Source organism: Actinomycetospora corticicola (genome assembly GCF_013409505.1).
Taxonomy (GTDB): Bacteria; Actinomycetota; Actinomycetes; order Mycobacteriales; family Pseudonocardiaceae; genus Actinomycetospora; species Actinomycetospora corticicola.
The window spans coordinates 3340673-3356357 of sequence record NZ_JACCBN010000001.1; the positions used below are offsets into that span (position 1 = coordinate 3340673).

General features: G+C 74.6%; 14 protein-coding genes. 6 read left to right on the plus strand and 8 right to left on the minus strand.

All coding sequences use genetic code 11. The annotated features are described in order from the left end of the window. Entirely contained in the window at positions 1–957 is a 957-nt protein-coding gene (locus BJ983_RS16215; RefSeq protein ID WP_179794728.1) for a bacteriorhodopsin, read from the minus strand. A 150-nt stretch (positions 958–1107) separates the two neighbouring features. On the opposite strand from BJ983_RS16215, the gene BJ983_RS16220 reads away from it, so the two are divergent. After that, the gene (locus BJ983_RS16220) at positions 1108–1587 is read left to right on the plus strand and encodes a MarR family transcriptional regulator (RefSeq protein ID WP_179794729.1); all 480 of its coding nucleotides are present in this window, start codon (positions 1108–1110) and stop codon (positions 1585–1587) included. A gap of 10 nt (positions 1588–1597) precedes the next feature. On the opposite strand, the gene BJ983_RS32335 is transcribed toward BJ983_RS16220, so the two are convergent. Next, a complete protein-coding gene (locus BJ983_RS32335; protein WP_179794730.1) occupies positions 1598–2746 on the minus strand; it encodes a SpoIIE family protein phosphatase in 1149 nt (382 codons plus the stop codon). Positions 2747–2817: 71 nt separating this feature from the next. Between BJ983_RS32335 and BJ983_RS16230 the strand changes: the two genes are divergently transcribed. From BJ983_RS16230 to glxA, 3 genes are read left to right on the plus strand one after another with little or no spacing between them, the layout of a single operon-like run. Beyond that, positions 2818–3072 (plus strand): DUF2630 family protein, encoded by a 255-nt coding sequence (locus tag BJ983_RS16230; RefSeq protein ID WP_179794731.1) that lies wholly within the window; start codon positions 2818–2820, stop codon positions 3070–3072. 50 nt (positions 3073–3122) lie between these two features. Beyond that, complete coding sequence (locus BJ983_RS16235) at positions 3123–3650, plus strand: hypothetical protein (protein ID WP_179794732.1); 528 nt, start codon at positions 3123–3125, stop codon at positions 3648–3650. Beyond that, positions 3593–5632, plus strand: a complete 2040-nt coding sequence (glxA, locus tag BJ983_RS16240; RefSeq protein WP_343054218.1) for a radical copper oxidase GlxA — start codon at positions 3593–3595, stop codon at positions 5630–5632. The genes BJ983_RS16235 and glxA overlap by 58 nt, the downstream gene beginning before the upstream one ends. 83 nt (positions 5633–5715) lie before the next feature. On the opposite strand, the gene BJ983_RS16245 is transcribed toward glxA, so the two are convergent. Both BJ983_RS16245 and BJ983_RS16250 read right to left on the minus strand, forming a co-directional pair. Further along, the gene (locus BJ983_RS16245; RefSeq protein ID WP_179794733.1) at positions 5716–7092 is read right to left on the minus strand and encodes an FAD-binding oxidoreductase; all 1377 of its coding nucleotides are present in this window, start codon (positions 7090–7092) and stop codon (positions 5716–5718) included. A gap of 107 nt (positions 7093–7199) precedes the next feature. Beyond that, positions 7200–7613 carry a RidA family protein gene (locus BJ983_RS16250; RefSeq protein WP_179794734.1) on the minus strand — a complete coding sequence of 138 codons (414 nt, stop codon included), beginning with the start codon at positions 7611–7613 and terminating at the stop codon, positions 7200–7202. Positions 7614–7726: 113 nt separating this feature from the next. Between BJ983_RS16250 and BJ983_RS16255 the strand changes: the two genes are divergently transcribed. Further along, entirely contained in the window at positions 7727–8857 is a 1131-nt protein-coding gene (locus tag BJ983_RS16255; protein WP_179794735.1) for a helix-turn-helix transcriptional regulator, read from the plus strand. A gap of 133 nt (positions 8858–8990) precedes the next feature. Here the strand turns inward: BJ983_RS16255 and BJ983_RS16260 are convergent, their stop codons facing one another. After that, on the minus strand, positions 8991–9698 hold the full coding sequence (locus BJ983_RS16260) for a hypothetical protein (RefSeq protein ID WP_179794736.1): 708 nt from the start codon (positions 9696–9698) through the stop codon (positions 8991–8993). A gap of 328 nt (positions 9699–10026) precedes the next feature. Between BJ983_RS16260 and BJ983_RS16265 the strand changes: the two genes are divergently transcribed. Next, positions 10027–10563, plus strand: coding sequence for a DUF6790 family protein (locus BJ983_RS16265; protein ID WP_179794737.1), 537 nt, complete (start codon positions 10027–10029; stop codon positions 10561–10563). Between the two features lie 66 nt (positions 10564–10629). Here the strand turns inward: BJ983_RS16265 and BJ983_RS32340 are convergent, their stop codons facing one another. From BJ983_RS32340 to BJ983_RS31695, 3 genes are all read right to left on the minus strand, one after another. Further along, a complete protein-coding gene (locus tag BJ983_RS32340; protein WP_179794738.1) occupies positions 10630–13350 on the minus strand; it encodes a LuxR C-terminal-related transcriptional regulator in 2721 nt (906 codons plus the stop codon). A 136-nt stretch (positions 13351–13486) separates the two neighbouring features. Continuing rightward, positions 13487–13858 (minus strand): hypothetical protein, encoded by a 372-nt coding sequence (locus tag BJ983_RS16275; protein WP_179794739.1) that lies wholly within the window; start codon positions 13856–13858, stop codon positions 13487–13489. 61 nt (positions 13859–13919) lie between these two features. Then, positions 13920–15674 (minus strand): hypothetical protein, encoded by a 1755-nt coding sequence (locus BJ983_RS31695; protein ID WP_179794740.1) that lies wholly within the window; start codon positions 15672–15674, stop codon positions 13920–13922. Positions 15675–15685 lie beyond the last annotated feature (11 nt).

The window sequence follows — 15685 nt, forward strand, 5'->3', positions numbered from 1 at the left end:
TCAGCGCTCCCCGGCCGGGCCGTGGCCGTTCGCACCCGCGAGAGCGGTCGCGACGGCGGGCCGCGGCGCGGCCTGCAGCTCGTGGGCGACGTACACCGGCTCGTCGTGCGTCTGGACGCCGGCGTTCATGTCCTCGGCGGTCCGCAGCTTCGCGACCTTGTGGATCATGGCACCGAAGCCGACCTTGGCGATGATGTCGGAGAACGAGAAGCCGAGCTGGACCACGACCGCCCAGAGCACGAGGTTCGAGTTCGGGGTGACGAGCACCTGGACCAGGTAGAGCAGCGGGTAGGCACCGAAGATCGAGAACAGCACGATCGTCGACCGCAGCAGGCTGGTGAAGGTCGACCCGGAGAGCCCGGCCCGGCTGTCGAGGACGGCCTTGCCGAGCACCGCGTACATGACGAGGAAGAACACCGTCGAGACCGCGGCCCAGATGTTGAGCCACGTCGCGCTGGTGCCGTTGTCGAACACCTCGGCCCCGAGGAAACCGGTGATGATCATCAGGAACGCCGACACGATCGTCACCACCCGCGCCCGGCTCAGTGCCTTGCCGGCCAGCGTCGTCACCGCGAGCAGCTCGACCCCGAGCAGCGGCACCGTGACCGACCAGTCCGCGTAGCGCAGTCCGCCGTTGAAGCGTGAGTCGGCGGCCGGCACGTAGAAGCCGTTCACGAGGTCGAACCCGGTGTGCCACGACACGAACAGCCCGAGGTAGGCGAGTGCCGCGACGGCCTGCAGCAGGGCCGAGCCGTGCACCGCCGTCCGGTACTTGGTCCCGACCTCGTGGCGTCCGAGCACGCTGTACGCCGCGCCCGCGAGCAGGGCGAACCCGGCGACGGCGAAGCCGTACTCGATCAGATGCCAGACGCCGGAGCTGTAGACGACCTCGCTCGCGAACTCGCCGTCGACGGGTGGGGCGGTCGGCAGGGCGCCGAGCACGCTGGTGGGGATCATCGTGTCTCCCGGGGGGATCGGCGTACCCGCTGTACGCACGGCCCGGGGTGCACTTGTGCACGTCGTGCGAAACGCACTAGTTGCTTTACGCACAGAGGCGTGTCGCGGAGGGCGTCCCCGCCGATCCGGGGTCCCATGCCAGGGTGGGGTGTGATCCCGGGACCGCGCGGAGTCGACGACGATCACGCCGACGCCGCCGAGCTCGAGGTCGTCCTGCGACCGCTCCTCGACACGGCGCTGGGTGCCGCGGAGGAGCTGGAGGACCGCGTCGCCCCGGCCCATCTGCGGGCGCTGCAGGTCCTGGGCACCACCGGCCCCGCGCAGGTGTCGACGCTCGCCGAGGCGACCGGGATGCTGCCCTCCACCGCGAGCCGGCTCTCGGACCGCCTCGCCGCGGCCGGACTCGTCGAGCGCGCCCCCTCACCCACCAACCGCCGCGCGACCCTGCTGACCCTCACCCGCGCCGGGCACGACGTCCTCGCCGAGCTCGCCGACCTCCGGGTGCGCCGGCTGCAGCGGGTCCTCTCGACGATGGACCCGGCCGACCGGGACGCCCTCCTGCGGGGCATGCGCGCCTACGCCGCGGCCGCCGAGCACGAACGGCAGGACGAGCGGGACGCGCGTCGCTGAAGGGGCCGGTTCAGGCCCGGCGCTCCACCACCACGGCCGTCGCGTCCCGCGCGAGGTCGCCGCCGCCGTGCTCGCGCCACGCCTCGATGAGGGCGTGCGGCAACCCGGCGAGGCCCTCCGTCGCCCCGAAGGACGCGCCGGTCGCCCCGCCGCCGAAGGCCCGTCCGGCCGCGTCCTGCACGCCCGGCCCGCCCGCGGAGACGACCAGCAGCGCGTCGCCGACCAGGACCTCGACGGACTCCACGCGGTAGTGCGACCGCTCGTAACACCCGAGCGCCTCGTGGGCCGGGAGGCTCGGCTCCCACACCCGGCCGCCCGCCCCGCCCCGCCGCAGGAGGACCGCGGGCGGGTCGTCGCCCGCGCGCACCATCTCCGCCCGGTCGGCGTCCAGGTCGACCGACAGCACGGTCGCGGCGATCTCGGCCCGACCCCGCCAGTGGTCGTACACCACCTGGTCGGCCAGCGACACCTGCTCCGCGAGGGACAGCCCGGCGCGGCGGGCGTGCCGCAGCGCGGTGAGGGTCAGGGCCGCCGGGAGCGCCGCGGAGAGGTTGCGCCCCCGGGCGTCGATCACCGCCAGCCACACCCGGTCGCCGTCGATCGACCAGTCGAACAGGTCGCTGGAGACCCGCGGGGCGGGCTCGATCGCGGCGGAGAGCCCGACCCGGTCGGTGACGACGGACGTGGGCGGGAGCAGCTGCCACCCGAACTCGGCACTGACGCTGTAGGAGGTCGACCGGCGGCGCAGCTCGACGAGGTCGGTGATGCGGGCCGCCTGGACCAGCAGCAGGGAGGTCTGCTCCGCGAGGTCGACGAGCAGGTCGTCGGCGACCCCGACCGCCCCGTGCACCGTCAGCACCCCGTGCACCACGCCCCGCGCCGCGAGCGCGACGTCGGCCCGCCCGCCGTCGCGGTGCACGACGCCGGGCCGCAGGTCGCCGTCGCGTCGGGGGCGCGGCTCGGGTTCGGAACTCCCGGAGGAGGAGCCCACCGAGCGGAGGGAGCGGCCGGCGCGGTCGATCAGCCGCAGCTCGACGAGGTCCGCCCCGAGTCGCTGCGCGATCTCACCCGCGCAGACGGGGCCGACCCGGTCGGCGGGGGCGGCGAGCGCCGCCCGTCGGAGCGCGTCGCACGGGGAGACGGTCGCGGGATCGTCCACGACCCCGCTTTCCCGGTCCGACGCCGTGTCACCCCTTCACGCGCACCCTCGCCCCGGAGGAGGGTGGGACCATGGCCGACGAACCCCGCACCGACGCCGAACTCGCCCGCGCGATCGACGAGAACGCCGAGGCCGAGCACGCCCTGCGCAGCGCCTCCCACGGCGGTCTCGACGACGCCGACGCCGACCGCCTGCGCGAGCTGCAGGTCGAGCGCGACCGGCTCTTCGACCTCAAGCGCCAGCGCCAGGCCCAGCGCGACGCCGGAGAGGATCCGGGCGAGGCCCACGAGCGCGACGCCCGGACGGTCGAGGGCTACCGGCAGTAGCCCGGGGACGACCCGGGGATCACCCCGGGTAGTCACCTACAGTCGGTGACATGCGGACAGGAGGGCACGGACCGGACATCCCGGTCCACCGTGTCCCTGTCGCGGCGGCACTCGGCACCGCACTCGCGCTCGGCGCCCACCTCGGGGGCGGCGGCGCCCGCCCGACGGGGATCGTCCTCACGGTCGTCGTCGCGGTGTCGGGCGTGGTCAGCCTGCTCGCCCTGCGCACCGGCCGGGTGTCCCGTGGCCCGTGGACCGCGCTCGCCGTCCTCCTGCTCGGCCAGGTGGCGCTCGAGGCGGTCCTCGCCGCGGCCGACCACCACGTCGTCACCGCCGTCGCCGCGCTCGGCGTGCACGGCGCGGCCGCGCTCGCGACGGCGCTGCTCCTGCTCGGCGGCGCGCGCCTCGCCGACGACCTGCGCGACACCGCCGACCGCGTCCTGACCCGGCGCTGGTGGCGGCGCCCGACCGGGACGCGACGCGTCCGGGCCGGCGCCGCGACCCGTCGTCGGGAAGGACCGTGGGTGGGGCGGGCCGTGGCCGCCAGCGGGGCCCGGGGGCCCCCGGTGCCCGCCTGATCCCGGGCCCGCACACCCCCGCTCCCCGAGGAGGTGTCGTCCTGCGCGCCTCGCGTCGGCTCCGACCTCTCGCCCTGACCGCCATCGCCCTCGCCGTCCTGCTCGGCGTCAACCTGCCGCCCGCCGTCGCCTACGTGCAGGACTGGCAGTACCAGCGCCTGATCAACTCGCTCGACTACCAGCGCCAGTTCGGCAAGTGGGACGTCCTCGAACTGCCCGTCGACCAGCGCGTCAACGCGATCCACTCCGCGCTCCTGCCCAGCGGCAAGATCATGCTGATCGCCGGGTCGGGCAACAAGGAGGACATGTTCGCGACCAAGGCGCTGAAGAGCCTGCTCTACGACCCCGCGACCGGCGCCTCGAAGGTCATCCCCGTCCCCGACGACATGTTCTGCGCCGGTCAGACGCTCCTTCCCGACGGCAGGCTGCTGGTCGCGGGAGGCACCGCGCGTTACGAGAAGCTCGACGGCGCCGTCACCTTCGCCGGCGGCGCGATGCGGGTGAAGAACGAGAACCCCGACGTCGGGCGCGACATCCCCGCGGGCACCGAGTTCGTCTCCCCCGAGGGCAAGGCCTACCGCACGATCCGGCCGAACGTGGTCCCGCCGGCGACGAAGGTCGCGACCCGCACCGGGGCCACCGTCACCGCCGCCGAGGAGCGGGTGTTCGTCGAGGCCGTGGCGCCCGGGCCGCAGGGCATCACGGCGCAGCCCGGCCTGCAGTACGCGATCACCGGGCTGGACGCGGCCGCCGGGAAGGACGTCTACGGGCTCGGCGAGGCGCTGACCCTGGACAAGCAGAACTACCAGGGCACCGAGGCCGCCTACACGTTCGACCCGGTCGCGGAGACCTGGTCGCGCGTGGACGACATGGACTTCGCGCGCTGGTACCCGACGCTGACCCCGCTGCCCAACGGCGAGGTGCTGGCCCTGTCCGGGCTGGACAACATCGGCAACGTGCTGAACGGCGAGACCGAGCACTTCGACCCGCGCACCAACCGGTTCGTCGAGGACAAGCAGCTCACCCAGTACTTCCCGACCTACCCCGCGGTCTTCGCCACCGAGCAGCCGAACCGGCTCTTCTACTCCGGCACCAACTCGGGGTACGGGCCGGCCGAGGCCGGGCGCCTGCCCGGCTTCTGGGACCTCGGCACGAACGTCCTCACCCCGGTCGGGGGCCTGCGCGACCCGAACCTGCTCGAGACGGCGGGCTCCGCCTGGCTGGGCCCGGTGCAGGACCAGCGGATGGTGGTCGTCGGCGGCGGCGGGATCGGCGAGAGCCCGTTGACCACCGCACGGATCGACGAGATCGACCTGGACTCCCCCGACCCGGCGTTCCGGCCCGGGCCGGTGCTGCCCGACCCGGTGCGCTACCCCAACCTCACGACGCTGCCCGACGACTCGATGCTCATCAGCCACGGCTCGCGCGACTACCGCGGCAAGGGCAGCTCCGACGTCCTCGACGCGCATCTGCTGCGTCCCGAGGGCGGCCCGGGCGGGACGCTCGTGGAGGCGGCCGACCCGGTGGTCGGGCGGAACTACCACGGTCAGGCGGTCCTGCTCCCCGACGGACGGGTCCTGACGGCGGGTTCGGACCCGCTCTTCGACGACGAGCGCAACACGATCCCGGGGACCTTCGAGCAGCGTCTCGAGATCTACACCCCGCCCTACCTGTTCCAGGGCGGGAAGCGACCGGAGATCACCGCGGCGCCCGACGTCATGCGCCGGGGCACCACCGTGGAGGTGCAGACCCCCGACGCCGAGCGCATCCAGAAGGTGCGCCTGATGCGGCTGATGTCGTCCACGCACGTGACCGCGGTGGACCAGTTCTCCATCGCGGTCGACGCGCGGGCGACCGGACCGGACACCCTGGAGCTGGCCCTCCCGGCCGAGATCGAGACGATGCAGGTGGGCAACTACATGCTCGTGCTGGTCGACGACCGGGGCGTGCCGTCGGTGGGGTCGATGGTCCGGGTGCCGTAGGTCCTCCCTCCTGGTGACAGGAAAGCGTCGTTGCTGTCATCCAGTGACAGCAACGACGCTTTCCTGCCGAGTGGCGAGGGGGGTTACTCGCCGATCCGTGTGCCGACCCGGCCGAACACCCCGTCCGGGTCGAGCCGGGTCCGGGTGGCGAGCAGCCGCACGAGGGTCTCGTCGTCCCAGGCCCGGCCGACCACGCCGCCGTGCGCCGCGCCCAGGAAGTTCGGGAGCACCCCCGCCGACCAGGGCTTGAGCGCGTCCACCACGCCCTGCACGACGATCGGCACGACGCCGACCAGCTCGGGCACCATCGGGCCGAGCGCGTAGAGCCCGAACGGGGCGTCGCGGCCGGCGACGGAGTCGAGGTCCGGACGACGGGTGATCGCGCCGCCGAACGCGCGCAGCTCGGCCATGATCAGCGGCGTCTCCACCCCGGGGCCGGCGACCGCGAGCAGGGCCTCCAGGGCCGTGTCGGGCAGGTCGGTCAGCAGCGCCGAGGAGTCCCACACCGGCATCGGGTCGGTAGGGTCGGCGTGCACCGCGTCGATCGCGGCGAACGGCATCTCCCCGACCATGTCGGCGATCGGCTCGACGTCATATCCCCCGTCGCTCCGCTCGCCCCTGCCCAGAGCACGCATCGGTGCGATCAGCGCCTCGCCCTCCTCGGTCGAACCCGTCGTCGTGAAGCGCAGGTGCACGACGAACCGGCCCTGCAGGGGCGGCGGCAGCGACGGGTCCGGGGGCAGCCGGAGCAGCGCGACCGAGCTCGAGGCGTGCTCGGGCAGCGCCGCCACCCAGTCGCGCCAGGCCGGGAGGACCGCGGGCGCGGCCTCGCCGGGCAGGAAGATGCCGCCGCCGTACAGACGGGTCACCGGGTGCAGGTCGACCTCGAGCTCGACGACGATCCCGAACCCGGCCTTGCCGCCGCGCAGGGCGGCGAGGAGGTCGGGGTCGTCGTCGGTGTCGACGAGCTCCCCCGCGCCGGTGACGACGACCGCCCGGCGCAGGTGGTCGGAGCCGACCCCGAACTCCCGCGACAGGGGGCCGTGCCCGCCGCCGAGCAGGAAGCCGGCGACGCCGACGCCCGAGGAGGACCCGCAGATCGGCGCGAGGCCGTGCGGCGTCGCGGCGGCGATGACCTGCGCCCAGGTGGCGCCGCCTCCGACGACGGCGACCCGACGGCCCGCGTCGACGCGGACGTCGTCGAGGTGACGGGTGGAGATCAGCAGCGACCCGGCCAGATCGGAGGCGATGCCGTGGCCGGTCGCCTGCACGGTCACCGCGAGGCCCTCGGCGCGGGCGCGGCGGACGCCGGCGACGACGTCGTCCGGACTGCGGGCCTCCAGGACCAGGTCGGGGCGTGGCCGGTGGGCGGTGTTGAAGGTGGCGACCGCGGCGTCGTAGCCGGGGTCATGCGAACGGATCGCGAGGGAGGCGGTCGAGGTGGCGGGGGCGGCGGTCATGGTTCTTCTCCTTCGACGAGGTGGTGCTGCGGGTACGGACGACGGGAGCTCCCGGGCGGGGCTCCCGCACGAGAGCGGGGGTCACGGGTGCGGTCGGACGGTGCGGCTCAACGGCCGGCGGTGGCGTCGATCTCGACGCACATGCCGGGCACGGCCAGACGGGCGACCTCGAGGAGCGTCGCCGGCGGCGTGGCGTCCAGGGCGGCGAGCCGCTCGACGAGCGCGCCGTAGGACACGAGCGCGGCGTCCATGTCGGTCACGTACACGACGAGGCGGGTGACGTCGCGCAGGTCCATGCCGCCCTCGGCGAGCAGGGACTCCACGTTCGCGACGGCGAGCGCCATCTGGGCGCCCATGTCGTCGGCGTGCAGCAACGCGCCGTGCTCGTCGATGGAGCCCTGCCCGGCGACGGTGAGTAACCGGGCTGGTGCGGGCCGGAGCTGCGCCTGGTCGTAGTGGAAGCCGAGGTTCCAGCTGGTCGGGTTGATCCGGATCGTGGCGTCGAGCTCGGTGTTCGTCATGCCGAGAAGACTGCCGACCCGCCGTCGGGACGCCCATCCCAGCAACCTGGGCTCTGCTGGTCCCAGAATTCTGGGGTACCTCGGATGCCCGAGTCCGAGTTACGGTGCGTCACATGACTGCGGTGAGCCCGGAGCGCGTGCGTGGCCAGATCGACCAGCTCGCCGTCGCCGGCCTGGACTGGCAGACGTTCGGCCGGACGGCGACCGACCTGCTGAACCGCGCGATGCCGTTCGCCGCGAGCTGCTTCGCCTCGGTCGATCCGGCCACCCACATCGTCACGGCCAACGTCAAGAGCGGGTGCCTCGACGACGACCACGACATCGAGTGGTCGTACCACGAGTACGAGGTCGAGGACCTGTACGACTTCCGCTCCCTCTCCTCCGCCGGCGGCGGCGTGGTCACGCTGCACTCCTCGAGCGGCGGCGACCTCGAGCGCTCCCGCCGGCACGCGGAGCTGTTCGCGCCCGTCTGGGACTTCTCCGACGAGCTCCGGGTGACGTTGCGCGTCGACGGCGTGACCTGGGGCGCGCTCGCCCTCTTCCACGGCGACGGCCGCACGTTCACCACCGCCGAGCAGGCGTTCGTCGCCTCGGTCTCCGAAGGCCTCGCGCGGGGCGTGCGCAGCGGCCTGGTCGCCGCGGCCGTCGGCGACGACGGGCGCCCGGCACCGTCCGGTCCGGCGGTGCTCGTCGTGGACGCCTCCGGCGAGGTCGCGCAGGCCAACCTGGGTGCCACCGAGCGTCTCGCCGACCTCGGCTGCGCCGACCTCGAAGCCTCGGAGCTCCCCCAGATCGTCAAGGCGCTGGTGGCCGCGGCTCGCCGCATGAGCACGACGCCGGGCGCCTCGACCCCACGGGCGCGGATGCGGACCGACGGCGGGCACTGGATCGTCGCGCACGCCTCGCCGTTGATCAGCCGTGACGGTGGCCGACCCGACGTCGTGGTCACCATCGACGACGCCCGCCCGCCGGAGATCGTCCCGCTGGTCGTGGCGTCCTACGGGCTCACGGGTCGGGAGCGGGACGTGGTCGCGCTGGTCCTGCAGGGGATCGACACCGGGGACATCGCGCAGCGCCTGCACCTGTCGGCGTACACGGTGCAGGACCACCTGAAGAAGGTCTTCGCCAAGGTCGGGGTCCGCAGCCGCCGTGAGCTGATCGCCCAGGTGTTCAACGACCACTACGTGCCGCAGATGGCGGCCGGGGCCGGTCTCGCGCCGTCGGGGTGGTTCGCGGGGTCCTGACGCCGGGGCGTCCGTGGCCGATCCGTGTCACGGGATGCGTCGGAGGAGCCATCGACGCCCAGCGCCGCGACGGACCGGACCTCGACGCCGGAACCGGGTCACGGTGACTCGGTTCCGGCGTGGTGGTCCGTGCTCAGCGGCGGGGCATGACCTCGGTGCGGGGCTCGCGGTCGTCCTGGCGGACCTGGGGGCCGGTGCGGCGGCCGCGGCCGGCCGCATAGGCGCCGCCACCGGCCAGGACGAGGACCCCGGCGCCGCCGAGGACCCAGGGCAGCACGTCGGAGCCGGCGTCGGGGACCGTGGCGAGGTCGGTGCTGCTGGCGACGGTGTCGGTGTCGGTGCTGGTGGTGTTCTCGGTGCCGGAGTGGTGTCCCGAGGTGTGGGTGCCGGTGGTGCCGGTGCTGCTGTGGTGGGCGGGGACCGGGGGCGGAACGGTGCCGGGAACGGTGAGCTTCGCGGTGACCGTGCCGGCCGAGGAGGACGCGGTGACGGTGTAGCTGCCGGCCTTGAGGTTGGAGGCGATGGTGGCCGAGCCGGAGAACGCCTCGGGGTTGGTGCGCGTGAGCGTGGCCGGGCCGGTGAAGGCGGGTGAGGTGACGGTGATCGGGCCGGTGGCGGTGGAGGCGGCGGGCTCGGCGAAGGTGCCGGAGAAGGTGATCTGGCTGCCGGGCTTGACCGTGCTGGAGGACAGCGTGAGCACTCCCGGCTCCGCGACGGCCGCGGAGACCGTGGAGCTGGTGGCGGTGACGGGGGTGACGGTGTCGGCCAGGGCGATGCCGGTGCCGGCGAAGGTGAGCGAGCCGGCGACGAGGGTGGCGGCGGCGATCCGGGTGAGGCGCATGACGTGCTCCCGAGGGGGTGAGGGAGGTGGTGCGGGGAGCGTCCGGGTGGGGCGATCTCCGTGGCTGATGAGGAGAACTCTGCCGCCGCGGCCAGGCCCGTTCCGTCCCCCGAGCGACCGGTCCCGGGGACGACAGGACCGTCCCCCGACGAGGGGACAGGAGCCCGTGGGCGCCCGTTCGCCGAACAACGCGGCGGGGTCGGCGGGACCCGTCGGATGCGGACCCTGGTGAGAATCACCAGGGTCCGGGCGTCCTGGCGTGCGCAGAGTGGACGAGGGCTGACCGCCGTCACCGAGGCGACCCGGCCCTCCACCGAGGAGCGTCTCCGTGAACCTGTCCAACCCGGCGGCCTGGGGTCCGGCCTTCATCCCCGTCATCGCCCTGATCGGCGCGCTGGTCCACATCGCCCGGTCCTCCGACCGATCCTCGCGCCGACGCCTCGAGATCGCCCTGCTGTGGGGCCTCGTGGTCGCCCTGGGCGTGGGCGAGGTCGTCACGGCCGGCTCGCACTTCTTCGCCCCGGCCGCCACCGCCGCGCAGATCGGCTTCCCCGCCGGCAACCCGTTCCAGTGGGAGGTCGCCTGCGCGAACCTGACCTTCGCCGTCCTCGGGATCGCCTGCTACTGGCAGCGCGGCGCGTTCTGGACGGCGACGGTGGCCGGTTACCTCGTCTACTTCTGGGGCTGCGGGGTCGGGCACATCGTCCAGTACGTGCAGAACGACAACACGGCGCCCTACAACTGGGGCCCGCTCGTGCCCGTGGTCTTCATCGTGCCCGCGGTGCTCGCCGTTCTCCTGGTTGCTCTGCACCGGTCCGAGCGCGCGCCGGCCCATCACCCCGAACACGCCGCCACACCGGCGTGATCACCTCGATCGGCGGTGGCGCGCCGCTGCGCGGGAGGGCCGCAGAGACGATCCGCCACACGGTCGTCAGGAGAACGACCGACCGCGCAGTTGGCGGCGCGAGGTGAGCCCGAGCTTCGCGTAGACGTTGCCGAGGTGGTAGTCGACCGCCTTCGGCGTCACCCACAGCACCTCGGCGGCCTCACGACTCGTCATGCCCCGGGCGACCAGTCCCGCCACCTGTCGCTCCCGGGGCGTGAGGCCGCGGGCGCCGTCATCGTGTGATGGTGCCGGATCGCCGGCGCGCAGTGAGTCGAGCCAGGGGGTCGCGGCGAGTCGTTCGAAGACCAGACGTGCCACCGCGTTCTGCTCGTCCGCGTCGTGGACGTCGGGGAGACCGGCGAGCAGGGCCCGGAGCTCCGCCAGCTCCACCGGGCACACGTCGTCGGCCTCCGCGCCGTGGGCGTCCGCGAGGGCGATCCCGGAGCGGAGCGCGGCCGCGGCGCCCACCGGGTCGCCGCCGCCGAGCGCGATGCGGGCCTGGACCTGGTGGCGGGCCAGCCGGAACCACAGCGGAGCGCCGGCGCGCGGCCAGGAGCGGACGGCGCGGCGGGCCCCGACGAGGTCGCCGGTCGCGACGAGCGCCTCGGCGTGCAGCGGTCGCCACGGGGCGAACGGGGCCGAGGACATGCCGCCGCGGGCGGCGACGGCGGGCACGTCACGCAGCGCCCGCTCCATCCCGGCGCCGTCGCCGAGGGCCCGGGCGAGGATGGCTTCGGCGAGGGCGATCGCGTGGACGCCCTGCGGGTTGAAGGTCCGCGCGAGGGATGCTCGGGCCGCCGCGAGGTGGGCGGTCGCGCGCTCCTGCTGGCAGCGGGCCGCCGGGACCATCGCGGCCACGGCGTGCGCGACCGACTCGGCCCACGGGAGATCGCCGTCGGCGAACCAGTCGAGAGCGACGTCGGCCTCGGCCTCGGCGAGGTCCCACCGCCCGGATCGGTAGAGCACCTCGACGAGATGGCAGTGCGCGCGATGGGTGCTCGTCGATGCAGCGCCCCGACGGACCCGGGACAGACCCTCCTCGAGGCGACGCCGAGCCTCGGGGACGCGACCGGCGGCCAGCAGCAGCGTGCCGGCGGTGATCGCCGGGTCGGCGCCGAGGGCACCGTCGACGTGCCCGTCGAGCCGCTCCAGCCCGGCGTCGGGACCGGCGTGCTGGGCCCGGCCGACCGCCTCCAGGATGTGGGCCTGCTCGGCCCGCAGCGGACGACGGGTGAGGACCGGGACGCGTGCGGCGGCCTCGGTCGCCGCCGCGCCCCGCCCACGGAAGACGTGCTCGAGCGCGAGCCGTACCCCGGCCAGCGCTCTGGTCTCCGGATCCCCGTCGGGGGCGTCGAGAGCGGACTGCAGGAGCAGTGCGGCGTGCGGGTCCTGGCCCTGGCTGGCGAGGAACCCCAGGACGACGTCGCGCCCGGGGCTCGGCTCCGCCTCCCGGATGGACGGGGCGAGCGCCGACAGCCGCTGGGCGTCCTGCCCGTCGACCAGCAGCAGCCCGGCGGCGAGGGTCCGGCGGGCAGCCTCGTCACCGGTGGCGCTGAGGTCGGCCGCCGCGAGCAGGCGCGCGGTGGCGGCACGGACGTCGCCGGGGTCGGCGACGGCCGCGGACTCGAGCTCGTCGGCGAGCTCGGGATCGGGGCGACCCCGGGCGGCCGCGACCCGGTGCATCAGTGCCGCCGCACCACCGACCGCGCGGGCGGCGTCGAGGTGCAGCCGGGCCCGCTCCTTGTCCTCGAGGGCGGCCTCCACGGCGTTGCGGACCAGGGGGTGGTGGATGCGCAGGCGGTCGGCGTCGCCGAGCGACGGGGCGTCGACCAGACCCGCCTCGACGAGCTCCCGCGCGGCGTCCTCCAGGGCGACGTCGGCGAGCGCGTCGACGCGGGCGAGCACCGTCCGGTGCGCGGGCCGGTCGAGGACCGCCAGGCACGCCAGCAGGCGACGGGCACCGTCGGACAGGCGCGATGCCGCGTCCGTGACCTCCTGCGCCAGCTCGCGGGGTGCGGGCAGCGGGGAACCGCCGAGGAGGACCTCGTCGGGCAGCTCGCGCAAGAGCCGGGTGAGGTGCAGCGGGTGACCGCCGGTGTCGCGGTGCAGGAGCGCGATCACGCTCCTGCTCCACCGTCCCGGCCGCAACGCGGCCACCAGGTCGCGCACCCCGTCCTCGTCGAGCCCCTCGAGCGACAAGGTCCCGGCGTCGGGACCGTCGGCGAAGAACCGCGACCAGTGCTGGCCGAGGCCCTCGGGCCGGGCGGTCGCGAGGAGCAGCACGCGGTCGTGGACGAGACGGCGGAAGACCCGCTCGATCGCCCTGCTCGACGGCTCGTCGGCGTCGTGGACGTCGTGGACCACCACGACGACGGGGCCGCGGTCCTGCTGCTCGCCGAGGATGGCGAGCAGGACCGCGGCGGCCTCGTCGGCGCCGAGTGCGCGCGTGCACGGGGCACCGAGCGCGGCGAGGAGATCCCCGAGCAGCGCCCCGGGCGGGGCGGCGGGGACCGCGTGCACCCGCACGACGACGGCGTCCGGGACGAGCGCGACCGCCGCCTCCACCAGGACGGTCTTGCCGATCCCGCCCGGCCCGAGGACGAGCGCCCGGCCCGCCCGCCCCGCCAGCGCGCGCCGGGAGAACCCTGTGATCCAGGCCAGCTCCGCCGCGCGTCCCAGAACCGGCGGGGCCGCCCCCGCAGGCGCGGTCGCGAGTGCCCGCGGACCGATCTCGCGCGCCACGCCGCCGCCCTCCCGGAGCTCCACGAACAGTCGGCCATCCGGAGGGATTGCCTCCCATCCAATTGGAGCAGACCGTACGCGACGGATCACGGGCGCGCGTGGCGAGATCTCGTTGGGCACCCCCGACCCGACCGCGCGGGAGTGAGCCGGCGGCCGGCTGTCAGCCGGCAGCGGATCGCGCCGGCACCACCAGGGTGCTGCCCGGGCTCAACCGCGTGTTGGCCACCGGACGTCCGTCTCGGCTCACCTGCACCACGATCGCGACGGGGGCGAGGTCGAGCACCCGCAGCGCCCGCCTCGTCGTGGGGACGACCCGCAGGGAGAGCCTCCCGCCGGGGCCGGAGGAGACGACCACGGCGTCTCCTGGTGCAGCTGCCACCCGGGCGACCGGCCCGCCGGTGGCCGGGCCGACGGAGACGATGAAGGGGACGGTCAGCGGGCGGGGTGTCGCGGTGGCGGCGCCGGCCGCCAGGAGGAGCAGGACGGCCGACAGGCCGAGGATCCAGCGGGCCCGGCGGGCGGAGGTGATCACCTCGTCAGCACATCGTCTCCGCCCGCCCGGGGCCCTGGGAGTTCTCACCAGGATCCGGCGGCTACGAGCCCAGTGGGATGAGCACGATCCTGCCGTCGCGGCTGTGCGACGAGACTCCGATGCTGGTGTCGGTCGCGCGCGGGTCGAACATCGAGGTGCCGGCGCCACCTCCGCCGCCACCACCGGCCGTGCCCCACCCGCCTCCTTGGCCGCCGTGATGCCCGCCGCCGCCACCACCGCCACCGCCCGAGGCGATGATCGAGTCGACGCTGTCACCCCAGTCGCCCCACTCCGGGTGCTGGGCGTTGTCCCCGGCAGCACCACCCAGGCCACCGCCACCGCCACCGCCATCGCCACCGTTCCCGGCGCCACTGACGTCCCATCCGTAGCCGGCGTTCCCGCCGTGTCCGCCCTTGCTCACCTTCGAGCCGTTCAGGATGGAAACGGAGCCGCCGCCGGGTCCGCCTCCGCCCCCCGCGACCAGCAGGGGTTGTTCGACCGCGCTCTTGATGAACAGGGTCGAGCCGCCGCCCCCGCCTCCTCCGTTGTCCGCGCCGGACGGCGCGGTGCCTCCACCGCCGCTGAGCCCGGCGCCCGGACTCCAGTCGTGGCCGTACCCCTCACAGCCGGGCTCCACGTCGAACACCTCGCCCGGCGAGACGGTGACGGTCCCGACGACGATGGCGCCTGCCCCTGGTCCGTCGGTCTCGTCCGTGTGGGTGGGGAGACCGCCGCTGCCCCCGACGAGCACGGCGACCATCCGGCCGGCGGGAGGCATGAAGTTCTGGTTGGGGTTGGTGCAGAGCACCGTGGTGGCGTTCCCGGCCGGGAAGAAGGTCACCGACCCGTCGCCGTTGCCGTTGCCGTCGCCGGCGTTCGCGGTGCCCTGCGCGAGCTCGGTGCCCTGGGGGAGGACGTAGCTCTGTCCGCCACCACCACCGCCGCCACCGCCGAACAGGATGGGATCCGTCGGATTGGGCACGGCCGAGCCACCGCCGCCGCCACCGAGCGGCCAGCCACCGCCACCACCACCCCCGGGTGCCTGCGAGTCGATCTGACCTCCGGTACCACCGGTGGGTCCCTTGGCGCGATCACCGTGCCCCGGGAAGTCGTCGCACTGCGAACCGTTGGCGCACCCGCCACTGCCGGGGTAGGTGTGCTCCTTGTTGGCGCCGTCGTAGGGGCCTGTGCCCTCCTGACCTGCGAAGGCGGGGTTCCCGGCGTCGCCCCCGGTTCCGCCCCGGGCGGTGCTCTGGTTGAACCTGGTGCTACCACCGGCGCCGCCCCCGCCCCCGGCCACGACCGACGGTGCGAACCCGCCGGCCGTCGGCGTGTTCCCGGCGCCTACCGCGACCGCGCTCGCCCCGCCGCCTCCACCGCTGTCGTCCTGCCCCGTGCTGGACCGTCCCTGTCCGCCGTTGCCCGGACCGTCGAGCCCGAGGCCGGGCGTGGCGCTGTTGCCGGCACTGCCGAGGAACGCCGTCAGTGGCTGGCCGGGCACGGTGGGGATGATCGCGACGACGAAGCCTCCACGGCCTCCGGTGGCGCCCGAGTCCCCGTCGGCGCCCCGCGCCCCACGGACGATGACGCCGACCGACGTCATGCCCGCCGGCACCGTGAGCGGGTAGGTCGCCGGTTGCCCCTTGGGACTGGTCAGGGTGCACCCGACGGTCACGACCGTGGTGGAGCAGGACCCGGCAGTCGGGACGGCGGCCGGGACGGCCGCCGAGGCAGGGGTGGCGAGCGCGACGATGAGCCCGCTCGCGAGCAGGGCGGACACCGCCAGACGGCGCGGCCGGCGCGAAGGAGTTGGCACCCGGCGATCAT